General features: G+C 41.4%; 11 protein-coding genes, 24 tRNA genes and 3 rRNA genes. 33 read left to right on the top strand and 5 right to left on the bottom strand.

Annotated elements, in window-relative coordinates:
• Positions 1-11 precede the first annotated feature (11 nt).
• The 31 genes from MKX78_RS20050 (at position 12) to rodA (ending at position 11829) form a co-directional block, all read left to right on the top strand.
• The gene (locus MKX78_RS20050) at positions 12-791 is read left to right on the top strand and encodes an amino acid ABC transporter ATP-binding protein (protein WP_341052094.1); all 780 of its coding nucleotides are present in this window, start codon (positions 12-14) and stop codon (positions 789-791) included.
• 323 nt (positions 792-1114) lie between these two features.
• Positions 1115-2663: ribosomal RNA gene (locus MKX78_RS20045) — 16S ribosomal RNA — on the top strand.
• 393 nt (positions 2664-3056) lie between these two features.
• Positions 3057-5989: ribosomal RNA gene (locus MKX78_RS20040) — 23S ribosomal RNA — on the top strand.
• Positions 5990-6259: 270 nt separating this feature from the next.
• Positions 6260-6376, top strand: a 5S ribosomal RNA gene (rrf, locus tag MKX78_RS20035).
• Together the 16S, 23S and 5S rRNA genes with 24 tRNA genes alongside form the textbook arrangement of a ribosomal RNA operon.
• 30 nt (positions 6377-6406) lie before the next feature.
• A tRNA-Glu gene (locus MKX78_RS20030) sits at positions 6407-6481 on the top strand.
• Positions 6482-6485: 4 nt separating this feature from the next.
• Positions 6486-6561: transfer RNA gene (locus MKX78_RS20025), tRNA-Val, on the top strand.
• A 15-nt stretch (positions 6562-6576) separates the two neighbouring features.
• Positions 6577-6652: transfer RNA gene (locus tag MKX78_RS20020), tRNA-Thr, on the top strand.
• A gap of 14 nt (positions 6653-6666) precedes the next feature.
• Positions 6667-6742: transfer RNA gene (locus tag MKX78_RS20015), tRNA-Lys, on the top strand.
• 9 nt (positions 6743-6751) lie between these two features.
• Positions 6752-6833: transfer RNA gene (locus MKX78_RS20010), tRNA-Leu, on the top strand.
• 23 nt (positions 6834-6856) lie between these two features.
• Positions 6857-6931: transfer RNA gene (locus MKX78_RS20005), tRNA-Gly, on the top strand.
• Positions 6932-6934: 3 nt separating this feature from the next.
• Positions 6935-7008: transfer RNA gene (locus MKX78_RS20000), tRNA-Arg, on the top strand.
• An 8-nt stretch (positions 7009-7016) separates the two neighbouring features.
• A tRNA-Pro gene (locus MKX78_RS19995) sits at positions 7017-7093 on the top strand.
• 13 nt (positions 7094-7106) lie between these two features.
• Positions 7107-7182: transfer RNA gene (locus tag MKX78_RS19990), tRNA-Ala, on the top strand.
• Positions 7183-7208: 26 nt separating this feature from the next.
• A tRNA-Met gene (locus MKX78_RS19985) sits at positions 7209-7282 on the top strand.
• A gap of 16 nt (positions 7283-7298) precedes the next feature.
• Positions 7299-7391: transfer RNA gene (locus MKX78_RS19980), tRNA-Ser, on the top strand.
• 14 nt (positions 7392-7405) lie between these two features.
• Positions 7406-7479 (top strand) — tRNA-Met (locus MKX78_RS19975).
• A 3-nt stretch (positions 7480-7482) separates the two neighbouring features.
• A tRNA-Asp gene (locus MKX78_RS19970) sits at positions 7483-7559 on the top strand.
• Positions 7560-7578: 19 nt separating this feature from the next.
• A tRNA-Phe gene (locus MKX78_RS19965) sits at positions 7579-7654 on the top strand.
• 13 nt (positions 7655-7667) lie between these two features.
• Positions 7668-7751, top strand: a tRNA-Tyr gene (locus tag MKX78_RS19960).
• Positions 7752-7754: 3 nt separating this feature from the next.
• Positions 7755-7828, top strand: a tRNA-Trp gene (locus MKX78_RS19955).
• Positions 7829-7834: 6 nt separating this feature from the next.
• Positions 7835-7910, top strand: a tRNA-His gene (locus tag MKX78_RS19950).
• A 16-nt stretch (positions 7911-7926) separates the two neighbouring features.
• Positions 7927-7998: transfer RNA gene (locus MKX78_RS19945), tRNA-Gln, on the top strand.
• A gap of 4 nt (positions 7999-8002) precedes the next feature.
• Positions 8003-8073, top strand: a tRNA-Cys gene (locus tag MKX78_RS19940).
• 4 nt (positions 8074-8077) lie between these two features.
• A tRNA-Leu gene (locus MKX78_RS19935) sits at positions 8078-8159 on the top strand.
• Between the two features lie 17 nt (positions 8160-8176).
• Positions 8177-8247 (top strand) — tRNA-Gly (locus MKX78_RS19930).
• A 7-nt stretch (positions 8248-8254) separates the two neighbouring features.
• Positions 8255-8331, top strand: a tRNA-Ile gene (locus MKX78_RS19925).
• Positions 8332-8341: 10 nt separating this feature from the next.
• Positions 8342-8416, top strand: a tRNA-Asn gene (locus MKX78_RS19920).
• A gap of 15 nt (positions 8417-8431) precedes the next feature.
• Positions 8432-8505 (top strand) — tRNA-Arg (locus MKX78_RS19915).
• A gap of 303 nt (positions 8506-8808) precedes the next feature.
• Positions 8809-9564 carry a FixH family protein gene (locus MKX78_RS19910; RefSeq protein WP_180316934.1) on the top strand — a complete coding sequence of 252 codons (756 nt, stop codon included), beginning with the start codon at positions 8809-8811 and terminating at the stop codon, positions 9562-9564.
• A gap of 196 nt (positions 9565-9760) precedes the next feature.
• Positions 9761-10525 (top strand): DUF4931 domain-containing protein, encoded by a 765-nt coding sequence (locus tag MKX78_RS19905; protein ID WP_307318426.1) that lies wholly within the window; start codon positions 9761-9763, stop codon positions 10523-10525.
• A gap of 131 nt (positions 10526-10656) precedes the next feature.
• Positions 10657-11829: a rod shape-determining protein RodA gene (rodA, locus tag MKX78_RS19900; protein WP_095371977.1), complete on the top strand. Its 1173-nt coding sequence runs from the start codon at positions 10657-10659 to the stop codon at positions 11827-11829.
• Positions 11830-11871: 42 nt separating this feature from the next.
• Here rodA and MKX78_RS19895 read toward each other — a convergent pair whose 3' ends face one another.
• Genes MKX78_RS19895 through MKX78_RS19885 form a run of 3 tightly spaced genes read right to left on the bottom strand, consistent with a single transcriptional unit; the run spans position 11872 to position 15538 of the window.
• Entirely contained in the window at positions 11872-12942 is a 1071-nt protein-coding gene (locus MKX78_RS19895; protein WP_341052090.1) for a Ger(x)C family spore germination protein, read from the bottom strand.
• Positions 12939-14030 carry a GerAB/ArcD/ProY family transporter gene (locus MKX78_RS19890; RefSeq protein WP_307318418.1) on the bottom strand — a complete coding sequence of 364 codons (1092 nt, stop codon included), beginning with the start codon at positions 14028-14030 and terminating at the stop codon, positions 12939-12941. The genes MKX78_RS19895 and MKX78_RS19890 overlap by 4 nt, the downstream gene beginning before the upstream one ends.
• A 26-nt stretch (positions 14031-14056) precedes the next feature.
• A complete protein-coding gene (locus tag MKX78_RS19885; protein WP_307318415.1) occupies positions 14057-15538 on the bottom strand; it encodes a spore germination protein in 1482 nt (493 codons plus the stop codon).
• 106 nt (positions 15539-15644) lie between these two features.
• On the opposite strand from MKX78_RS19885, the gene MKX78_RS19880 reads away from it, so the two are divergent.
• Entirely contained in the window at positions 15645-15911 is a 267-nt protein-coding gene (locus MKX78_RS19880) for a DUF2573 family protein (RefSeq protein ID WP_224938102.1), read from the top strand.
• Positions 15912-15976: 65 nt separating this feature from the next.
• On the opposite strand, the gene MKX78_RS19875 is transcribed toward MKX78_RS19880, so the two are convergent.
• Together MKX78_RS19875 and MKX78_RS19870 are read right to left on the bottom strand one after the other, a co-directional pair.
• Entirely contained in the window at positions 15977-16261 is a 285-nt protein-coding gene (locus MKX78_RS19875; protein ID WP_095373606.1) for a spore coat protein, read from the bottom strand.
• Positions 16262-16331: 70 nt separating this feature from the next.
• Positions 16332-16598 carry a hypothetical protein gene (locus MKX78_RS19870; RefSeq protein WP_095371981.1) on the bottom strand — a complete coding sequence of 89 codons (267 nt, stop codon included), beginning with the start codon at positions 16596-16598 and terminating at the stop codon, positions 16332-16334.
• A gap of 221 nt (positions 16599-16819) precedes the next feature.
• Between MKX78_RS19870 and MKX78_RS19865 the strand changes: the two genes are divergently transcribed.
• Entirely contained in the window at positions 16820-19204 is a 2385-nt protein-coding gene (locus MKX78_RS19865) for a 3-hydroxyacyl-CoA dehydrogenase/enoyl-CoA hydratase family protein (RefSeq protein WP_341052084.1), read from the top strand.
• Positions 19205-19215: the final 11 nt, after the last annotated feature.

The raw sequence follows: 19215 nt of genomic DNA, 5'->3' as shown, positions 1-19215 counted from the left end.
GATATATATAGATGGAAAGTATATTTGGAGTTGAGAAAATAGATATACCTATTGAAAAAAGAGAAAATATAATAGAAGTGAAGGGATTAAATAAATGGTTTGGACAACTGCATGTTTTAAAAGATGTAAATATTAGTGTGAAACAAGGTGAGGTTGTTGTTGTTCTGGGGCCATCTGGTTCAGGGAAATCTACTTTTATTCGCACCCTTAATGCTTTAGAAGAGTTCCAACAAGGACAAATAAAGATAGATGGTATTGAGTTGACTGATGATTTAAAGAATATAGAAGAAATAAGAAAAGAAACAGGGATGGTTTTTCAATCTTTTAATCTCTTTCCGCATATGACGATTCTAAAAAACATCTCTTTAGCACCGATATGGGTGAGGCGGTGGAAGAAGCAAAAAGCTGAACAAATCGCGAAAGAGTTGCTTGAAAGGGTGGGTATCCCTGAACAAGCTGATAAATATCCAGGTCAACTTTCAGGTGGACAACAACAAAGGGTGGCTATTGCAAGAGCGCTGGCGATGCAACCGAAAATCATGTTATTTGATGAACCGACTTCAGCGTTAGATCCTGAGATGGTAAAAGAGGTATTGGATGTAATGAAGACGTTGGCTGAATCAGGAATGACAATGGTAGTAGTTACACATGAAATGGGATTCGCTCGCCAAGTAGCTGACCGTATTGTTCTATTTGATTACGGTGAAATTGTGGAAGAGGGAACACGAGTAGAATTATTTGATAACCCACAACATGAAAGGACGAAAGCGTTCTTATCGCAAATACTATAATAAAAAGGAGTCAGCATAACATGAAAGTGCTGACTCCTTTTTATTTATGTAATAGATTAATTTTTTTAAAAAAGTTATTGACGAATAATAATAACAGGTGATATTATATTAAAGCAGTCGTTACTGACGCAGTAACTTACATAAGATTTTATAAAAAAGTTATTGACATCAAACACACTGGGTGATATATTAAGAAGGTCGCTTCTGAAGCGAACGAGATTGTTCTTTGAAAACTGAACGAACATAAAACGTCAAGCGTAATTTTAAAAAGCTGATTTATCAGCAACAAAGCACCATAGGTGCAAATGAGCTAATCAAACACTTTATTGGAGAGTTTGATCCTGGCTCAGGACGAACGCTGGCGGCGTGCCTAATACATGCAAGTCGAGCGAATCTGAGGGAGCTTGCTCCCAAAGATTAGCGGCGGACGGGTGAGTAACACGTGGGCAACCTGCCTGTAAGACTGGGATAACTCCGGGAAACCGGGGCTAATACCGGATAATATCTATTTATACATATAATTAGATTGAAAGATGGTTCTGCTATCACTTACAGATGGGCCCGCGGCGCATTAGCTAGTTGGTGAGGTAACGGCTCACCAAGGCGACGATGCGTAGCCGACCTGAGAGGGTGATCGGCCACACTGGGACTGAGACACGGCCCAGACTCCTACGGGAGGCAGCAGTAGGGAATCTTCCGCAATGGACGAAAGTCTGACGGAGCAACGCCGCGTGAGTGATGAAGGTTTTCGGATCGTAAAACTCTGTTGTTAGGGAAGAACAAGTATCGGAGTAACTGCCGGTACCTTGACGGTACCTAACCAGAAAGCCACGGCTAACTACGTGCCAGCAGCCGCGGTAATACGTAGGTGGCAAGCGTTGTCCGGAATTATTGGGCGTAAAGCGCGCGCAGGCGGTTCCTTAAGTCTGATGTGAAAGCCCACGGCTCAACCGTGGAGGGTCATTGGAAACTGGGGAACTTGAGTGCAGAAGAGGAAAGTGGAATTCCAAGTGTAGCGGTGAAATGCGTAGAGATTTGGAGGAACACCAGTGGCGAAGGCGACTTTCTGGTCTGTAACTGACGCTGAGGCGCGAAAGCGTGGGGAGCAAACAGGATTAGATACCCTGGTAGTCCACGCCGTAAACGATGAGTGCTAAGTGTTAGAGGGTTTCCGCCCTTTAGTGCTGCAGCAAACGCATTAAGCACTCCGCCTGGGGAGTACGACCGCAAGGTTGAAACTCAAAGGAATTGACGGGGGCCCGCACAAGCGGTGGAGCATGTGGTTTAATTCGAAGCAACGCGAAGAACCTTACCAGGTCTTGACATCCTCTGACAATCCTAGAGATAGGACTTTCCCCTTCGGGGGACAGAGTGACAGGTGGTGCATGGTTGTCGTCAGCTCGTGTCGTGAGATGTTGGGTTAAGTCCCGCAACGAGCGCAACCCTTGATCTTAGTTGCCAGCATTTAGTTGGGCACTCTAAGGTGACTGCCGGTGACAAACCGGAGGAAGGTGGGGATGACGTCAAATCATCATGCCCCTTATGACCTGGGCTACACACGTGCTACAATGGATGGTACAAAGGGCTGCAAGACCGCGAGGTTTAGCCAATCCCATAAAACCATTCTCAGTTCGGATTGTAGGCTGCAACTCGCCTACATGAAGCCGGAATCGCTAGTAATCGCGGATCAGCATGCCGCGGTGAATACGTTCCCGGGCCTTGTACACACCGCCCGTCACACCACGAGAGTTTGTAACACCCGAAGTCGGTGGGGTAACCTTTTGGAGCCAGCCGCCTAAGGTGGGACAGATGATTGGGGTGAAGTCGTAACAAGGTAGCCGTATCGGAAGGTGCGGCTGGATCACCTCCTTTCTAAGGAATATACGGAATTAACTTGATGTTAGACTGTTCGTTCAGTTTTGAGAGTATAATCTCTCAAAATAAGGTGAAAGTAGCGAAGGATTCAAGGAAGCGTAAGCTGACGAGAATACCAAAGCTTACCATTCATCAATCGTTCTTTGAAAACTAGATAATGTAATGAAGAAGATTACCGAGTAATCGCCACCTTAGTTATTTTCTCTCTATATAATAGTAATAGAGTAGAGATACTAAACTTTTTTTAAAAACATACAACCGTGAGGGTTGTGAGAAGCAAGCAGTTCAAGGAAGCGAGCGAGGAAACACCGGAGTGTGCGTCTTGTGCACATGAGGATGTTGACGAGTGAGCTGACGCCGAAATGCGTAGCTTATCGCAAGCCGAACAATGGTTAAGTTAATAAGGGCGCACGGTGAATGCCTTGGCACTAGGAGCCGATGAAGGACGGGACTAACACCGATATGCTTCGGGGAGCTGTAAGTAAGCTTTGATCCGGAGATTTCCGAATGGGGAAACCCCCTATCCGTTATGGGATAGGATCCATACCTGAATACATAGGGTATGGAAGGCAGACCCGGGGAACTGAAACATCTAAGTACCCGGAGGAAGAGAAAGCAAACGCGATTCCCTGAGTAGCGGCGAGCGAAACGGGATTAGCCCAAACCAAGAGGCTTGCCTCTTGGGGTTGTAGGACATTCTATACGGAGTTACAAAGGAACGAGATAGACGAAGAGGTCTGGAAAGGCCCGCCATAGGAGGTAAAAGCCCTGTAGTTGAAACTTCGTTCCCTCCAGAGTGGATCCTGAGTACGGCGGGACACGAGAAATCCCGTCGGAAGCAGGGAGGACCATCTCCCAAGGCTAAATACTCCCTAGTGACCGATAGTGAACCAGTACCGTGAGGGAAAGGTGAAAAGCACCCCGGAAGGGGAGTGAAAGAGATCCTGAAACCGTGTGCCTACAAGTAGTTAGAGCCCGTTAATGGGTGATAGCGTGCCTTTTGTAGAATGAACCGGCGAGTTACGATTACATGCGAGGTTAAGTTGGACAGACGGAGCCGTAGCGAAAGCGAGTCTGAATAGGGCGAATGAGTATGTGGTCGTAGACCCGAAACCAGGTGATCTACCCATGTCCAGGGTGAAGTCCAGGTAACACTGGATGGAGGCCCGAACCCACGTACGTTGAAAAGTGCGGGGATGAGGTGTGGGTAGCGGAGAAATTCCAATCGAACTTGGAGATAGCTGGTTCTCTCCGAAATAGCTTTAGGGCTAGCCTCATGCGTAAGAATCTTGGAGGTAGAGCACTGTTTGGACTAGGGGCCCTCATCGGGTTACCGAATTCAGACAAACTCCGAATGCCAAAGATTTATCCATGGGAGTCAGACTGCGAGTGATAAGATCCGTAGTCAAGAGGGAAACAGCCCAGACCACCAGCTAAGGTCCCAAAGTATACGTTAAGTGGAAAAGGATGTGGAGTTGCTTAGACAACCAGGATGTTGGCTTAGAAGCAGCCACCATTTAAAGAGTGCGTAATAGCTCACTGGTCGAGTGACTCCGCGCCGAAAATGTACCGGGGCTAAACGTATCACCGAAGCTGTGGATTGAACATCGTTGATGTTCAGTGGTAGGAGAGCGTTCTAAGGGCGTTGAAGCTAGACCGTAAGGACTGGTGGAGCGCTTAGAAGTGAGAATGCCGGTATGAGTAGCGAAAGATGGGTGAGAATCCCATCCACCGAATGCCTAAGGTTTCCTGAGGAAGGCTCGTCCGCTCAGGGTTAGTCGGGACCTAAGCCGAGGCTGAAAAGCGTAGGCGATGGACAACAGGTTGATATTCCTGTACCACCGTATTCTGTTTGAGTGATGGGGGGACGCAGGAGGATAGGGTAAGCGCACTATTGGATGTGCGTCTAAGCAGTTAGAGGGACCATGAGGCAAATCCCATGGTCACATACCTTGAGCTGTGATAGCGAGGGAAATTTAGTACCGAAGTTCTTGATTCCACACTGCCAAGAAAAGCCTCTAGCGAGGAATAAGGTGCCCGTACCGCAAACCGACACAGGTAGGCGAGGAGAGAATCCTAAGGTGAGCGAGAGAACTCTCGTTAAGGAACTCGGCAAAATGACCCCGTAACTTCGGGAGAAGGGGTGCTCATTAGGGTGTTAAAGCCTTGATGAGCCGCAGTGAATAGGCCCAGGCGACTGTTTAGCAAAAACACAGGTCTCTGCGAAGCCGCAAGGCGAAGTATAGGGGCTGACGCCTGCCCGGTGCTGGAAGGTTAAGAGGAGAGGTTAGCTCACGCGAAGCTTTGAATCGAAGCCCCAGTAAACGGCGGCCGTAACTATAACGGTCCTAAGGTAGCGAAATTCCTTGTCGGGTAAGTTCCGACCCGCACGAAAGGCGTAACGATCTGGGCACTGTCTCAACGAGAGACTCGGTGAAATTATAGTACCTGTGAAGATGCAGGTTACCCGCGACAGGACGGAAAGACCCCGTGGAGCTTTACTGTAGCCTGATATTGAATTTTGGTACAGCTTGTACAGGATAGGTAGGAGCCTTAGAAGCCGGAGCGCTAGCTTCGGTGGAGGCGTCGGTGGGATACTACCCTGGCTGTATTGAAATTCTAACCCACATCCCTTATCGGGATGGGAGACAGTGTCAGGTGGGCAGTTTGACTGGGGCGGTCGCCTCCTAAAGAGTAACGGAGGCGCCCAAAGGTTCCCTCAGAATGGTTGGAAATCATTCGTAGAGTGTAAAGGCACAAGGGAGCTTGACTGCGAGACCTACAAGTCGAGCAGGGACGAAAGTCGGGCTTAGTGATCCGGTGGTTCCGCATGGAAGGGCCATCGCTCAACGGATAAAAGCTACCCCGGGGATAACAGGCTTATCTCCCCCAAGAGTCCACATCGACGGGGAGGTTTGGCACCTCGATGTCGGCTCATCGCATCCTGGGGCTGTAGTCGGTCCCAAGGGTTGGGCTGTTCGCCCATTAAAGCGGTACGCGAGCTGGGTTCAGAACGTCGTGAGACAGTTCGGTCCCTATCCGTCGTGGGCGCAGGAAATTTGAGAGGAGCTGTCCTTAGTACGAGAGGACCGGGATGGACGCACCGCTGGTGTACCAGTTGTCTTGCCAAAGGCATCGCTGGGTAGCTATGTGCGGAAGGGATAAGTGCTGAAAGCATCTAAGCATGAAGCCCCCCTCGAGATGAGATTTCCCATAGCGCAAGCTAGTAAGATCCCTGAAAGATGATCAGGTTGATAGGTTAGAGGTGGAAGTGTGGCGACACATGTAGCTGACTAATACTAATCGATCGAGGACTTAACCAAAAACGAAAAGCGAAAGCGCCTTGCACAGGTGCGACAAGCATAAGACAGATTTGACAGGAGGTTGTTCTTTAACCTCATGACAAATTTGACTTATGACCTCGAGCACCTAGGCGCTGTAGCTGGACAATACGAAATGCGGGCGGCTCCAAGCCGCCGCAGCTAGACAGCACTACGTAAGTAGTCGCATCAGCAACGCATAGGCGATTACTCATAAATATCTTCTTCAACATTACCTAGTTTTGAGGGAACGATTCCCTTACAATTTCATAGTCCGGTGGCGATAGCGAGAAGGTCACACCCGTTCCCATACCGAACACGGAAGTTAAGCTTCTCAGCGCCGATGGTAGTTAGGGGCTGTCCCCTTGTGAGAGTAGGACGCTGCCGGGCAAACTACCCCAATTTTTGGGGTTATTTTTTGGCCCCTTGGTCAAGCGGTTAAGACACCGCCCCTTCACGGCGGTAACACGGGTTCGAATCCCGTAGGGGTCACCATTTTGGAGGATTAGCTCAGCTGGGAGAGCATCTGCCTTACAAGCAGAGGGTCGGCGGTTCGATCCCGTCATCCTCCACCATTTTTGTGTTTATTTGCCGGCCTAGCTCAATTGGTAGAGCAACTGACTTGTAATCAGTAGGTTGGGGGTTCAAGTCCTCTGGCCGGCACCACTCGTCCTTTGTACGAGCCATTAGCTCAGTTGGTAGAGCATCTGACTTTTAATCAGAGGGTCGAAGGTTCGAGTCCTTCATGGCTCACCATTTATATTTGCGGGTGTGGCGGAATTGGCAGACGCACCAGACTTAGGATCTGGCGCCGCAAGGCGTGGGGGTTCGACTCCCTTCACCCGCATTAGTATTTTATAATGGATATTTGCGGAAGTAGTTCAGTGGTAGAACATCACCTTGCCAAGGTGAGGGTCGCGGGTTCGAATCCCGTCTTCCGCTCCATATGCGCCCGTAGCTCAATTGGATAGAGCGTTTGACTACGGATCAAAAGGTTAGGGGTTCGACTCCTCTCGGGCGCGTTTTATTTCGGGAAGTAGCTCAGCTTGGTAGAGCACTTGGTTTGGGACCAAGGGGTCGCAGGTTCGAATCCTGTCTTCCCGACCACGAATACTTTTTAGGGGCCTTAGCTCAGCTGGGAGAGCGCCTGCTTTGCACGCAGGAGGTCAGCGGTTCGATCCCGCTAGGCTCCACCAATTTAATTTTTAACAATATATTTTATGGCGGTGTAGCTCAGCTGGCTAGAGCGTACGGTTCATACCCGTGAGGTCGGGGGTTCGATCCCCTCCGCCGCTATTGCTTTTTTATTAATGGAGGAATACCCAAGTCTGGCTGAAGGGATCGGTCTTGAAAACCGACAGGGGTGTTAAAGCCCGCGGGGGTTCGAATCCCTCTTCCTCCGCCATTAATATTTATTATCGCGGGGTGGAGCAGTCCGGTAGCTCGTCGGGCTCATAACCCGAAGGTCGCAGGTTCAAATCCTGCCCCCGCAATCTGGTCCGGTAGTTCAGTTGGTTAGAATGCCTGCCTGTCACGCAGGAGGTCGCGGGTTCGAGTCCCGTCCGGACCGCCATTTACATATTTATTATTTTGGCTCAGTAGCTCAGTCGGTAGAGCAAAGGACTGAAAATCCTTGTGTCGGCGGTTCGATTCCGTCCTGAGCCACCATTTAGTCTTTTTTGGAGGGGTAGCGAAGTGGCTAAACGCGGCGGACTGTAAATCCGCTCCTTCGGGTTCGGCAGTTCGAATCTGCCCCCCTCCACCATCTAGGGGTATAGTTTAATGGTAAAACGAAGGTCTCCAAAACCTTTGATGTGGGTTCGATTCCTACTACCCCTGCCAATTATGGCGGTTGTGGCGAAGTGGTTAACGCATCGGATTGTGGTTCCGACATTCGTGGGTTCGATTCCCATCAGCCGCCCCATTTTTAAACATTTTATTGGGCTATAGCCAAGTGGTAAGGCAACGGATTTTGATTCCGTCATTCGTAGGTTCGAACCCTACTAGCCCAGTTATGGCAGCATAGCCAAGTGGTAAGGCAGAGGTCTGCAAAACCTTTATCCCCGGTTCAAATCCGGGTGTTGCCTTTATGCCGGTGTGGCGGAATTGGCAGACGCGCACGACTCAAAATCGTGTTCCTTCGGGAGTGTCGGTTCGACCCCGACCACCGGTATGTTGAAGTTCTTAAATGCGGGTGTAGTTTAGTGGTAAAACCTCAGCCTTCCAAGCTGATGATGAGGGTTCGATTCCCTTCACCCGCTTAAATAGGGGCCTATAGCTCAGCTGGTTAGAGCGCACGCCTGATAAGCGTGAGGTCGATGGTTCGAGTCCATTTAGGCCCACCATTTATATTATTCCGCAGTAGCTCAGTGGTAGAGCATTCGGCTGTTAACCGAACGGTCGTAGGTTCGAATCCTACCTGCGGAGCCATACATATTTTAGTTTGCGCCTTTAGCTCAGCTGGATAGAGCAACAGCCTTCTAAGCTGTGGGTCAGAGGTTCGAATCCTCTAAGGCGCGTCAAAGCTCTTAAATCTTCTATAAGGTTTATGAGCTTTTTTTGTATGATTAATTTTAAATTAAGCTTCTAGGCATCTAGTTGAAAGCTTTGTAGATAAGTACAAAAAAAAAGCTTCCATGAATGGAAGCTAAAAAGGGGGATTTACACTTGTAATAGAAGTTTCTCCAAATAAATCTTTTTTTATACCTATATTTTCTTTATTTTACATATTTCTCTCATTAACAAATTATTTCACTTTTCTAACACATATTATTAGTAATATAGATGAGAAAGATTAGATGTTTAAGAAAGAGGGGCTTTTTATGAAGAAGTGGATATCAACCTTTTCTGTAATTATGATTATTTTTCTTGCTGCTTGTGGAAATGCAGAGAATGATGCAAACTCTAGTGGTGGGGAAGGATCAGTTCCTGCTGCAATCGATGCCAGTATCTCGATACCAAGTCAGATTAAAAGGAACGAAGAAGTACGCTTGGAAGTTACTGTTACTCAGGGAGACGAGTCTGTGGAAGATGCAGATGAAGTAAAATTTGAATTGTGGGAAGATGGGAAAAAGGATAATGGTGAATTAATAGAAGCAGAACACGAGAATGATGGCAAGTACGTTGCATCCTATACATTTGAAAAAGATGCTATCTATCATATTCAGTCACATGTCACCGCAAGAAGTATGCACACTATGCCTAAAGTTAAAGTGGCGGTAGGCAGTGCTGAAATAGATAACGAAGAAGAAAATCAAGGCCACAGCGCACATGAGCATGATGGAAATGTAGCGATACATATAAGTCCTACTGCTGATATTAAGACGAATGAGGAAACTCCATTTGATATTCATATTACTAAAGAAGAACAAGGACTTGAAGAGGCAAATGTGAGGTTAGAAATCGTTCAGTCAATTGATGATCATCAGGTGGCATGGGTAGATGCAGTAGAGGAAACTAGTGGGATGTATACAGCAGCACATGCATTTACTGATAATGGAACATACAAGATTGTCGTTCATGTAGAAAATGATGAAGGATTACATGAACATAGTGAATTTGAGGTCATAGTAAATTAACAGTAGAAGAAAGATATTTGCATATGCAAATATCTTTTTTATCTTATTTAATAATGTACTTTTGTTTTCATGTTACGCAAGTGAAGTTGCCTTTAATATTGATGAATTTTATACTAATCATAATCAAACTTTCACACTATAAAGAAGAAGCCCTTTATAATAGAAGTAAGTAATTGAAATCAGGAGAGAATAACAAATGAAAAATACTCATTTATTTTTTAATACAAGCATTGGTAAACAGAAACCTAATAGTATAAGGAATAAAGAACAAGTGTGTCCGTTCTGTCAGAGAGAACAATTGACGAAGATTATAGCGGAGGATGGTCCGATCATTTGGTTGGAGAATAAATATCCCGTATTAGAAAATGCTCATCAAACGGTCTTAATCGAGACAGATCAGTGTGACACGGAACTTTCACAGTATGATGACAACCATTTAGTCAGATTGATTACATTTGGTTTAGACAATTGGTTAAGTATGGAGAAAAGTGATAAATATAAATCTGTGATTTTTTTCAAGAATCATGGTCCTCATTCAGGTGGAAGCATTGCTCATCCTCATATGCAAATTGTTGGTTTATATGATGTCGTGTATCAAAATAAGGTGCAGGCTGACGATTTTGTAGGAGAATTGATTGATCAACATGGTGATACTGAATTTTCTTTATCGAATAAACCTCGTATTGGTTTTTATGAATTTAATGTTAAATTAGGACAGAAAAAGGATATTGCAGCGTTTGCTAAATATATTCAAATGGCAACCAAATATATTCTGAGGGATTTTCCTTTTACATGTAACAGCTATAATCTATTTTTTTATCATTTCGAGAATGAAATATATGCAAAAATCGTCCCTCGATATGTAACAAGCCCTCTTTTTATCGGATATTTCTTGCCACAAGTACCTAATAACATCATGTGGATGGTAAAGGATATTCAAAGTAAATATGTACAATTATAATATGCATTTTTCTTTGTTACAAAAAAGAAATATACGTAGCTGTTGTGATTTTCATCTAAAAAAAATATAATGAAGTATTGTACACAGATTATTTTTAATGAAGAGCCTTTGTTTCATAAGGAGATTGATTAATGACTTCTAAACGAACGACAACATCGAGAATTGATTATACTTTAGTTCTTATTTTATTTTTATTGTTTTTAGTGAGCTGTATTTCTATATATAGTGCACAAACGACTGAACAATACGGTGAGAATTTTTTACTTAAACAAATTGTATGGTATGTAGTGGGAATAGGGATTATACTAGCTGTCATTACATTAGATGCTGAGCAATTAAAGAAAATTTCTTGGTATGCTTACGGTTTTGGACTATTGCTACTTGGATTTCTTGTTGTCGCACCTGAAAGTATTGCTCCTGTAATTAATGGAGCTAAATCATGGATACGGTTGCCTGGTCTTGGACAAATACAGCCCGCTGAGTTAGTAAAGGTTTTTCTCATATTAGCTCTAGCCAGGGTCATCGATGACCATCATCAAAAGACACAATTAAAAACTGTGAAAACAGATTTTTTCCTATTATTTAAAATGCTAATTGTTACTGGCTTCCCCTTGTTGCTCATCATGCAACAACCAGATTTGGGGACTTCCTTGGTAATTTTAGCGATTTTGCTCGGAATGGTTTTTATCTCAGGTATCACTTGGAAAATACTCGCGCCTATTGTAAGTGTAGGTGTAACTTTAGTTGTTGGTATTTTTTATTTTGTATTGTGGCATCCAGAGTTGTTGGAAAAATATTTGGGCGTGAAGGAATACCAATTGGGGCGAATTTATTCTTGGATCGATCCTTATAATTATCAAAGTTCTACAGGTTTTCAACTAACGCGCTCCTTACTTGCCATCGGTTCTGGTGAAACAACAGGAAAGGGCTACGGCACAAGGGAAGTTTACTTACCAGAAAGTCACACAGACTTTATTTTTAGTATCATAGGAGAAGAGTTCGGTTTTATTGGGGCAAGTGTGGTTGTTAGTTTATTTTTCTTATTGATTTATCATTTAACTAAAATAGGCATCAGTACAAGAACGCCATTCTATACATATGTTTGTGTAGGGGTAATTAGTTTAATAACTTTCCATGTCTTTCAAAATATCGGAATGACAATTGGTGTTTTACCGATTACAGGAATCCCACTACCGTTCATTAGTTATGGAGGAAGCTCACTAATGGGTAATATGCTTGCCATGGGACTAATTTTTTCAATTGGTTTTCATAGTAAACGGTATATGTTTTCCAGATCTTCCTAAGAAAGAGAAACCCGAGAATTTAAAATTCTCGGGTTAATGCTGTTAGATAGATGCACCAGTATCCAGTATGATCACCTTCGGATCAACTTTAATATTTAAGTCAGGATATCCCTCTTTCCATTCTTTATAATCAAAATTCCTTATTTTTGTGCTATAAACCTTACCTAGTCCGATTGGGTCGGCATCATCTTCTTGAAAAGACTTAATAAGCGCTGAACATTCATTTTTTATTTTTTTATTGATAAAATTCGTTATCTCTTTTATTTTTTTATCATCCATATTTTTTCCGGAATATTCTTTTATATTACCTTGGACTTTAATTTTGATAGTGATGTTTGTTGGATCTTTTTTATCTAATTTATATTTATGATTGGAATGTATACTTTTAATAGCCACTTTTTCACCATCCGGCAAGTCGATAGAGAAGTCACCTTTACTATAACGATCAACGAGTAATTTAAAATAAAATAATTTATCACTTGGGAGAATTCTATATGCAGCATGATCTTTAAATAATGATATGCCCGCAAGTTCGATTTCCTGTTCATTGATTTGTTTGATATGTGGTAAGAAGATATCCTTCCCTTCCTGATAAAAATCTCTCATAAATAAGGTTAAGTTCGTTTTAGGTAAATCTCCATAGTCAATATTATGTTCAATTAAGTCAGAAATAAAGGTTCCATTTCCTTGGGGGCCATATTCTCCTGTTAAAATTTCCTCCGTACTACTATCAGTGGTTGCGAAGTAGATACGTTTGCCAATGGAAGCATCTCGTTGATAGGCGTCCACATAAACAGTTAATCCACGTTCGGCAATGGCAATATTATATAATGTAAGCCTTAAACCTCCGACTACAATTGGATTGGGTGATTGCCGGTTTGCTTTATAGAGTGTCTCTCTCCTAAGATCACCGGTTGTTGTAACAGTTTTGTTCTCTACACTCATTTCTTTGTTGAATACTTCCATAAGAAAGGTTGTCTTTAACAAATGCTCATCACTCGTATCAGGGTCAAAGCCAGTTGCGACTGCGATATTGAGTTCATCTATAATTCTTTTCTGTACACATCCAGTTAGTAAGAACAGGCAGCATATTATACATATCCATTTCTTCATGTTTTCTTCACCTTCTTTATAATAAGGGATAAACAGTACAAAAAGGGAATATAAACAAATACAAAAGCAACAGACATCACTTCAACCACTTGATTAAACCTTTCAATGTCTAAGCCCTTCTCAAAAAAAGTAACGATAATGACAGAGATGACTGAAATCAGTATGGATCCTTTTCTTTGTTTTAATTTAGTGGCTCTTTTAAGTAACCTTGATGCGATCCAAAGGGAGAGACATATATTCGGTAGTAGTATTAAACACCAATTGGCGACACCAATATACTCGAACCGTTCAACAAATGGAAATTGCACCATTTGCCACATAGAAAGTGTAGCCCAAATCGTATTTTCTAATTGCTTTTTTGAGAAATAAGCAAAAGCAACTATCGCTAATATCGTATAAAATATTGTCGTGGTGGCGACTCCGATATGTGCCCACTTTTTCGACTTCTGCGGTTGGTTAATAAAAGGATAGATAAATAAAATTGCTTCAAATCCAACAGAAGTTAGTGACATATGATAGGAAGCTTGTAATAATTCGGTGATTTTATGTTGCCAAATCGGTAATAAGTGGGTGAAGTCAGCGTACTTTAGCGTAAAGGTGAATGTGAATACTAAATAGGCTGGTAAAATGGTTCCAAAAAAACAAACACCCACAACTGTCCTAAGTCCACCGTATACAATATATATTGATAGAAGTAAGAACAATACCGAGAACGCAAAATTATTTATATCCGGAAACATCCATATTTGAATAACTTCGATAAAATTCAATATAAAGGAAAGAAGGTAAGTGATATAAAATAAAACAAAGGCGAAGCTTGCCACTTTACTAATGAATCGCCCAAAAAGAAACTCATGAACGGTAATAATATCTCCATTAACCATTTCACATAATTTGTACATCATCCATAATACAATATGAATATAAACACCTAAAATGAGAATGGAAATCCATGCATCATATCCAGCATAGTCGGCAATAATTCTTTGATATCCTAGAATGCCAATGCCAATTTGCATAGAAATCATCACATAAAAAACGAGATAGGGAGATATTTTTAAGTTATTGGGAATCGTTTGGCTTTGCATATTAATCACCTCTACTAAGGCTAGGGTTATTCATCAATGTCTTTTGGGTTTTCAGCTTTCTTCTTATTGAATCGTTTCGGTTTTTGCGTTCTTAAAACATGTGGACGCCTGTACATTTTTTGTAAGGGTGCGCGAATAAGTGTATCCTTCATATCTGCTAATCTAAGCGGGTATATTGGCGCCAAAAAAGGTCTTCCTAGTGAGGTCAGGCGTAATAAGTGGGCAATGAGAATACAGAAACAAAAAAGAATTCCTAATACACCCCAAAATTGTGCAAACAGAAGAAAGGGAAAGCGTAAAACCCTAATTGTATTACCCATTTTATAAACAGGTGTTGTAAAGGAACCTAATGCACCTAATGCGACAAAGATTAACAGTACGTTACTAGTAAGACCGGCTTCAACAGATGCTGTACCAATAACAATACCGCCTACGATACCAATGGTTTGGCCGACTTTAGTAGGGAGCCGTGCCCCTGCCTCACGCAATAATTCAATCGTCAGCTCAAGAAATAATGCTTCGAGAATGGGGGGGAGCGGAATGGTTCTTCTTGATGTTACTAATATCCCTAATAAGTCTGGCGGTATGAGCTCGTATTGATATGTCATAGCTGCAACGTAAATCGGTGTAACCAGTACTGAAAAAACAACAGCAAAAAATCGCACTAAGCGAAAAAATGTAGCGACAATCCAATTGAGAAAATAGTCTTCGAAAGCGCTAAAAAATTCAATTAACGTCGTGGGCGCTATTAACACATGTGGTGAACCATCAACGATTATGGCGATTTTTCCTTCAGCAAGAATAGCAGCTACTCGATCAGGCCTCTCGGTGTCTAGTAATTGTGGAAATAGGGAATTGGAATTATCACTTAATAATTCAACAATATTAGAGCTATCAGAAATCGTGTCAATCTCAATATTTTTTATACGTTGTTTCACAGTATCAACATTGTCTTTATTAGTAATTCCTTCTATGTGTAAGACAGCTACTTTTGTTTTCGAAAGTTTACCAACAGTGTATTCTTGTGAAATTAATTCTTTGATAGGTAATCTCTTCCTAATCAAATTTAAGTTTTGACCAATAGCCTCAACAAACGCTTCCTTAGGTCCTATTACAGAAAACTCAATTTCAGGTTGACTGAGAGATCGAACAATTTCTTTCTGAGCGGCAATAAACCCAAAACGATTTTTATCAGAATCTAGTGTGACAAGTACATATCCATTTAATAACTTTTGTTCTATATCCCTTGGATTTTTTAAAATATGAATATCTGCAATGGGAACTATTCTATGCAAATCATCCAGTGATTCAAATTTTTTTGTTAAAAGTGCTGGTAAAGCACTTTCCTGGATAATTTGTTCATCTACTAAAGTCGCATAAAAATGAAAACCAAACCGTTCATTCGTTTTTTCATTAAAATAATAGGTAGACTGAAAATCAGTTGACTGCTTTAATAAAGATTTCCAATCATCATTTTTGATTTTTTTAAACTTATCCCATATGCTCAAAGGTATCACCGTCAATCAGAAGTATTAAATGCATCTAATCAGTATTGTTACCAAATTTGGTTGTGTTATGAATGATGATTAAAAAATGGTAAAGGAGAGATACAAGTTGGCTCACGATTTGGATCAGAAGATAGAAGCGCTAGTGGAAAAATACACGGAATTGTTATTAGGAGAAAGTGACGAAACATTGCAAGAAGAAGTAAAATCATGGATTATTTATTCATTTATTGCTAAACAAATGCCACCTTTAGTAAAACATTGGAATCAATTGTACCCTGAAGGTAAACAAGAAATGATGGAGCTAATTACAAAGATTAAAGATTTAAATGAAAAACAGCGGCTTCAACAAAAGCCTGATGAAAAAAAGGGATAAAAAATAAGAACAGATGATGACTGTCGGTCAACATCTGTTCCTATTTTATTCCTCACTTATCTTAGCTATTGGATGTTACCGTTTGTTCCATAGGGAAATTGTGTAGAGTAACCTTGGAATTGTTGGTAAGATTGTTGCAGATTTTGTTGATCTGCTGCATCAAGACTGTACCAACCTCTTTCAAACATGAGGTTATAAAGATGACGTTGTTCATTCTTTGTTTCAGTAAAAATACGCATAAAATCTTCATAAAGTGTTTGATTACTAACTTCATTTAAATAAATGCTATAAGAATCACTCATGTACTTTTCCATTGCGAGTAGGTCGTTTGTAAAATCACGATCATTCATTTGTGGTGTTTTGGCTATCTGTTTTTCAGGATTTTGTACTTTTTTTGAATTAGTCAACTGAGTTTCCTCCTTATTGCATATTATTAAACGGTTGTGTCGTATTAAGATGTTTCAAAACCTGCTCATAATGGCGTTGATGCATTTGTCCACATTGTTCAAAAACAGTTTTTAAAGCAGGGTCTTGACAATGTTCCGCATAGAAATGAGCTTTTTTCATTGCTAATAAATTCCAAGAAAGAATGTCATTAAAGTAAAGTGCATCTTTTGTTGATACCATAACTGGGGGTTGTTGCATAATTCCTTGTTGATTCGAGAAGTTTGTATTTTGTTGTTGCATCCCAATACCTCCATTTTGATGATTTTCTTCTAAAATAGTTTGTCAAATGCTGAAAAATTTATGCAGAAAGAAAAAAGTGAAAAAGAAATAAAAAATCTATAAGGAAAATGATTGATTAAATTTTGCAAATATTTTATTATTATAAGTATCAAAGGAATTTCCAAAATTTTTTACAGAAAAAATGAATGAGCATTCATTCAAAATCGAAGGAGGAAGAACAGTTGACCAAACAGATTAGAAAGGCTGCTGTTTTAGGCTCAGGTGTTATGGGCTCTGGAATAGCCGCACATTTAGCGAATATTGGTATACCAACACTTTTATTAGATATTGTTCCTCGCGAATTAAGTAAAGAAGAAGAGGTAAAGGGGATTACCCTTAAGGATAAACAGTTCAAAAATAAAATTGCCGAAAGTGGTAAGCAAAAACTATTAAAGCAAAAACCTGCACCGTTAACAGCGAAGAAAAATATTCATCTTATTGAGGCCGGTAACTTCGATGATGATATGGAGCGCTTGAAAGAAGTGGATTGGATTATTGAGGTGGTGGTAGAAAATCTCAGTGTGAAAAAAGACGTGTTTGCCCAAGTAGACAAATATCGTCGTCCTGGAACAATTGTCAGTTCTAATACATCTGGTATTTCCATCGAAGCAATGGCTGAAGGACGTTCTGAAGACTTTAAGAAGCATTTCCTAGGCACTCATTTCTTCAATCCACCACGTTACTTAAAACTATTGGAAGTGATTCCAACTAAGGAAACATCGCCTGAGGTACTTTCTTTTATGCAAACTTTTGGTGAGGATGTTTTAGGAAAAGGTGTTGTTATCGCAAAGGATACACCTAATTTTATTGCCAATAGAATCGGCACATACGGTCTCCTTGTAACAGTACAAGAAATGTTAAAGGGTGGGTTTACTGTTGGTGAAGTAGATTCAATTACGGGACCACTTATTGGTAGACCGAAAAGTGCGACTTTCCGTACATTGGACGTTGTTGGTTTAGATACGTTTGCCCATGTAGCTAAAAATGTCTATGACCAAGTAGAAGGTGAAGAAAAACAAGTATTCGATGTACCAGATTTTATTAATAAGATGTTAGACAAAGGCTGGTTAGGCAGTAAGACAGGACAAGGTTTTTTCTTAAAACAGGGGAAAGAAATTTTAGAGTTAAATCCTAAAACCTTGGAATACGGTCCTCGTAAAAAGTTGAAAACGGCAGCGGTAGAAATAGCTAAACAACAAAAAGGGACAGCAAACAAAATGAAAGCGCTTGTATACGCAGATGATCGCGCTGGAGAATTATTATGGAAGGTGTTATCACCAGCATTAGTTTATTCTGCGCAACTCCTAGGGGAAATTGCCGATGATATTCAATCCATTGATGATGCAATGAAATGGGGATTTGGTTGGAATATGGGCCCATTTGAAACATGGGATGCCATTGGTTTGGAACAATCAGTTAACAAAATGAAAGCGGAAGGATTAGACATTCCAGAATGGGTTGAGAAAATGATCGCTGATGGGCATACACAGTTCTATAAGGAAGAGAACGCGACAACTTATGTGTATGAAAATGGTGAGTATCAGCCGATTAAGTTAAATGCAAAAGTAATAAACTTAAAGCAATTAAAACAAAAACAAGGTGTGATTAAGAAAAATACTGGAGCAAGCTTAATCGACTTAGGCGATGGCGTCGCTATCTTAGAGTTCCATTCAAAGAGTAATGCGATTGGTTTAGACATTATTCAAATGATTAATTTCGCTATTGATGAAGTAGAGAAAAATTATAAAGGTCTTGTTATCTCCAATCAAGGAAAGAACTTCTGTGTCGGTGCAAATATCGGAATGATGTTAATGGAAGCTCAAGATGATAATTACTTCGAATTAGATATGGTTATCAAACAATTCCAAAATGCGATGACGAAAATCAAGTATAGTGCAAAACCAGTCGTAGTGGCCCCATTCGGTATGACACTTGGCGGAGGAGCGGAAGTAGCTTTAAGTGCGGCACATGTTCAAGCATCAAGTGAAACTTATATGGGCTTGGTGGAAGCAGGAGTTGGATTAATTCCAGGTGGTGCAGGGAACAAGTCACTATATTTGAAACATTTAGCAAGCATGCCTAAAGGAGTTCAGTTTGATCTACAGAACGTGGCCAATAAAGTCTTTGAAACAATTGCGATGGCAAAGGTATCTACATCAGGAGAAGAGGCGAGAGAAAATAACTTTTTGAATGCTTCGGATGCAATTAGTGTGAATGGAGATCACCTCATTTATGATGCTAAACAAGCGGTATTAGCATTGGCAAATGCAGGTTACCTTCCACCAGCAAAAGTGAAATTCCCAGTAGTTGGTGAAACAGGGTATGCCGCATTACTTTTAGGTGCTAATTCTATGCATTTATCTGGTTATATTTCAGAACATGATTTGAAAATCGCCAAAGCACTGGCATATGTCATTGCTGGGGGCAAAGTGCCTTTTGGTACAGAAGTGGATGAGCAATATATGTTAGACCTTGAAAGAGAAGCATTTTTAAAACTTATTGCAGAGCCAAAATCTCAACAACGAATGCAACACATGCTCTTAAAGGGTAAACCACTCCGTAACTAATTATAGATTGC

The organism is Cytobacillus sp. FSL R5-0569, from assembly GCF_038007265.1.
GTDB lineage: Bacteria > Bacillota > Bacilli > Bacillales > Cytobacillaceae > Cytobacillus > Cytobacillus kochii.
Note: the sequence above shows the minus strand (reverse complement) of the source record. Positions and strands in the feature narration are given on the sequence as shown.

Coding starts and splice junctions, on each gene's coding strand:
- MKX78_RS19890 (WP_307318418.1), bottom strand. CDS start 14,030: ATGCAAAGCCAAACGATTCCCAATAACTTAAAAATATCTCCCTATCTC.
- MKX78_RS19910 (WP_180316934.1), top strand. CDS start 8,809: ATGAAGAAGTGGATATCAACCTTTTCTGTAATTATGATTATTTTTCTT.
- MKX78_RS19870 (WP_095371981.1), bottom strand. CDS start 16,598: ATGCAACAACAAAATACAAACTTCTCGAATCAACAAGGAATTATGCAA.
- MKX78_RS19905 (WP_307318426.1), top strand. CDS start 9,761: ATGAAAAATACTCATTTATTTTTTAATACAAGCATTGGTAAACAGAAA.
- rodA (WP_095371977.1), top strand. CDS start 10,657: ATGACTTCTAAACGAACGACAACATCGAGAATTGATTATACTTTAGTT.
- MKX78_RS19875 (WP_095373606.1), bottom strand. CDS start 16,261: ATGAATGATCGTGATTTTACAAACGACCTACTCGCAATGGAAAAGTAC.
- MKX78_RS20050 (WP_341052094.1), top strand. CDS start 12: ATGGAAAGTATATTTGGAGTTGAGAAAATAGATATACCTATTGAAAAA.
- MKX78_RS19895 (WP_341052090.1), bottom strand. CDS start 12,942: ATGAAGAAATGGATATGTATAATATGCTGCCTGTTCTTACTAACTGGA.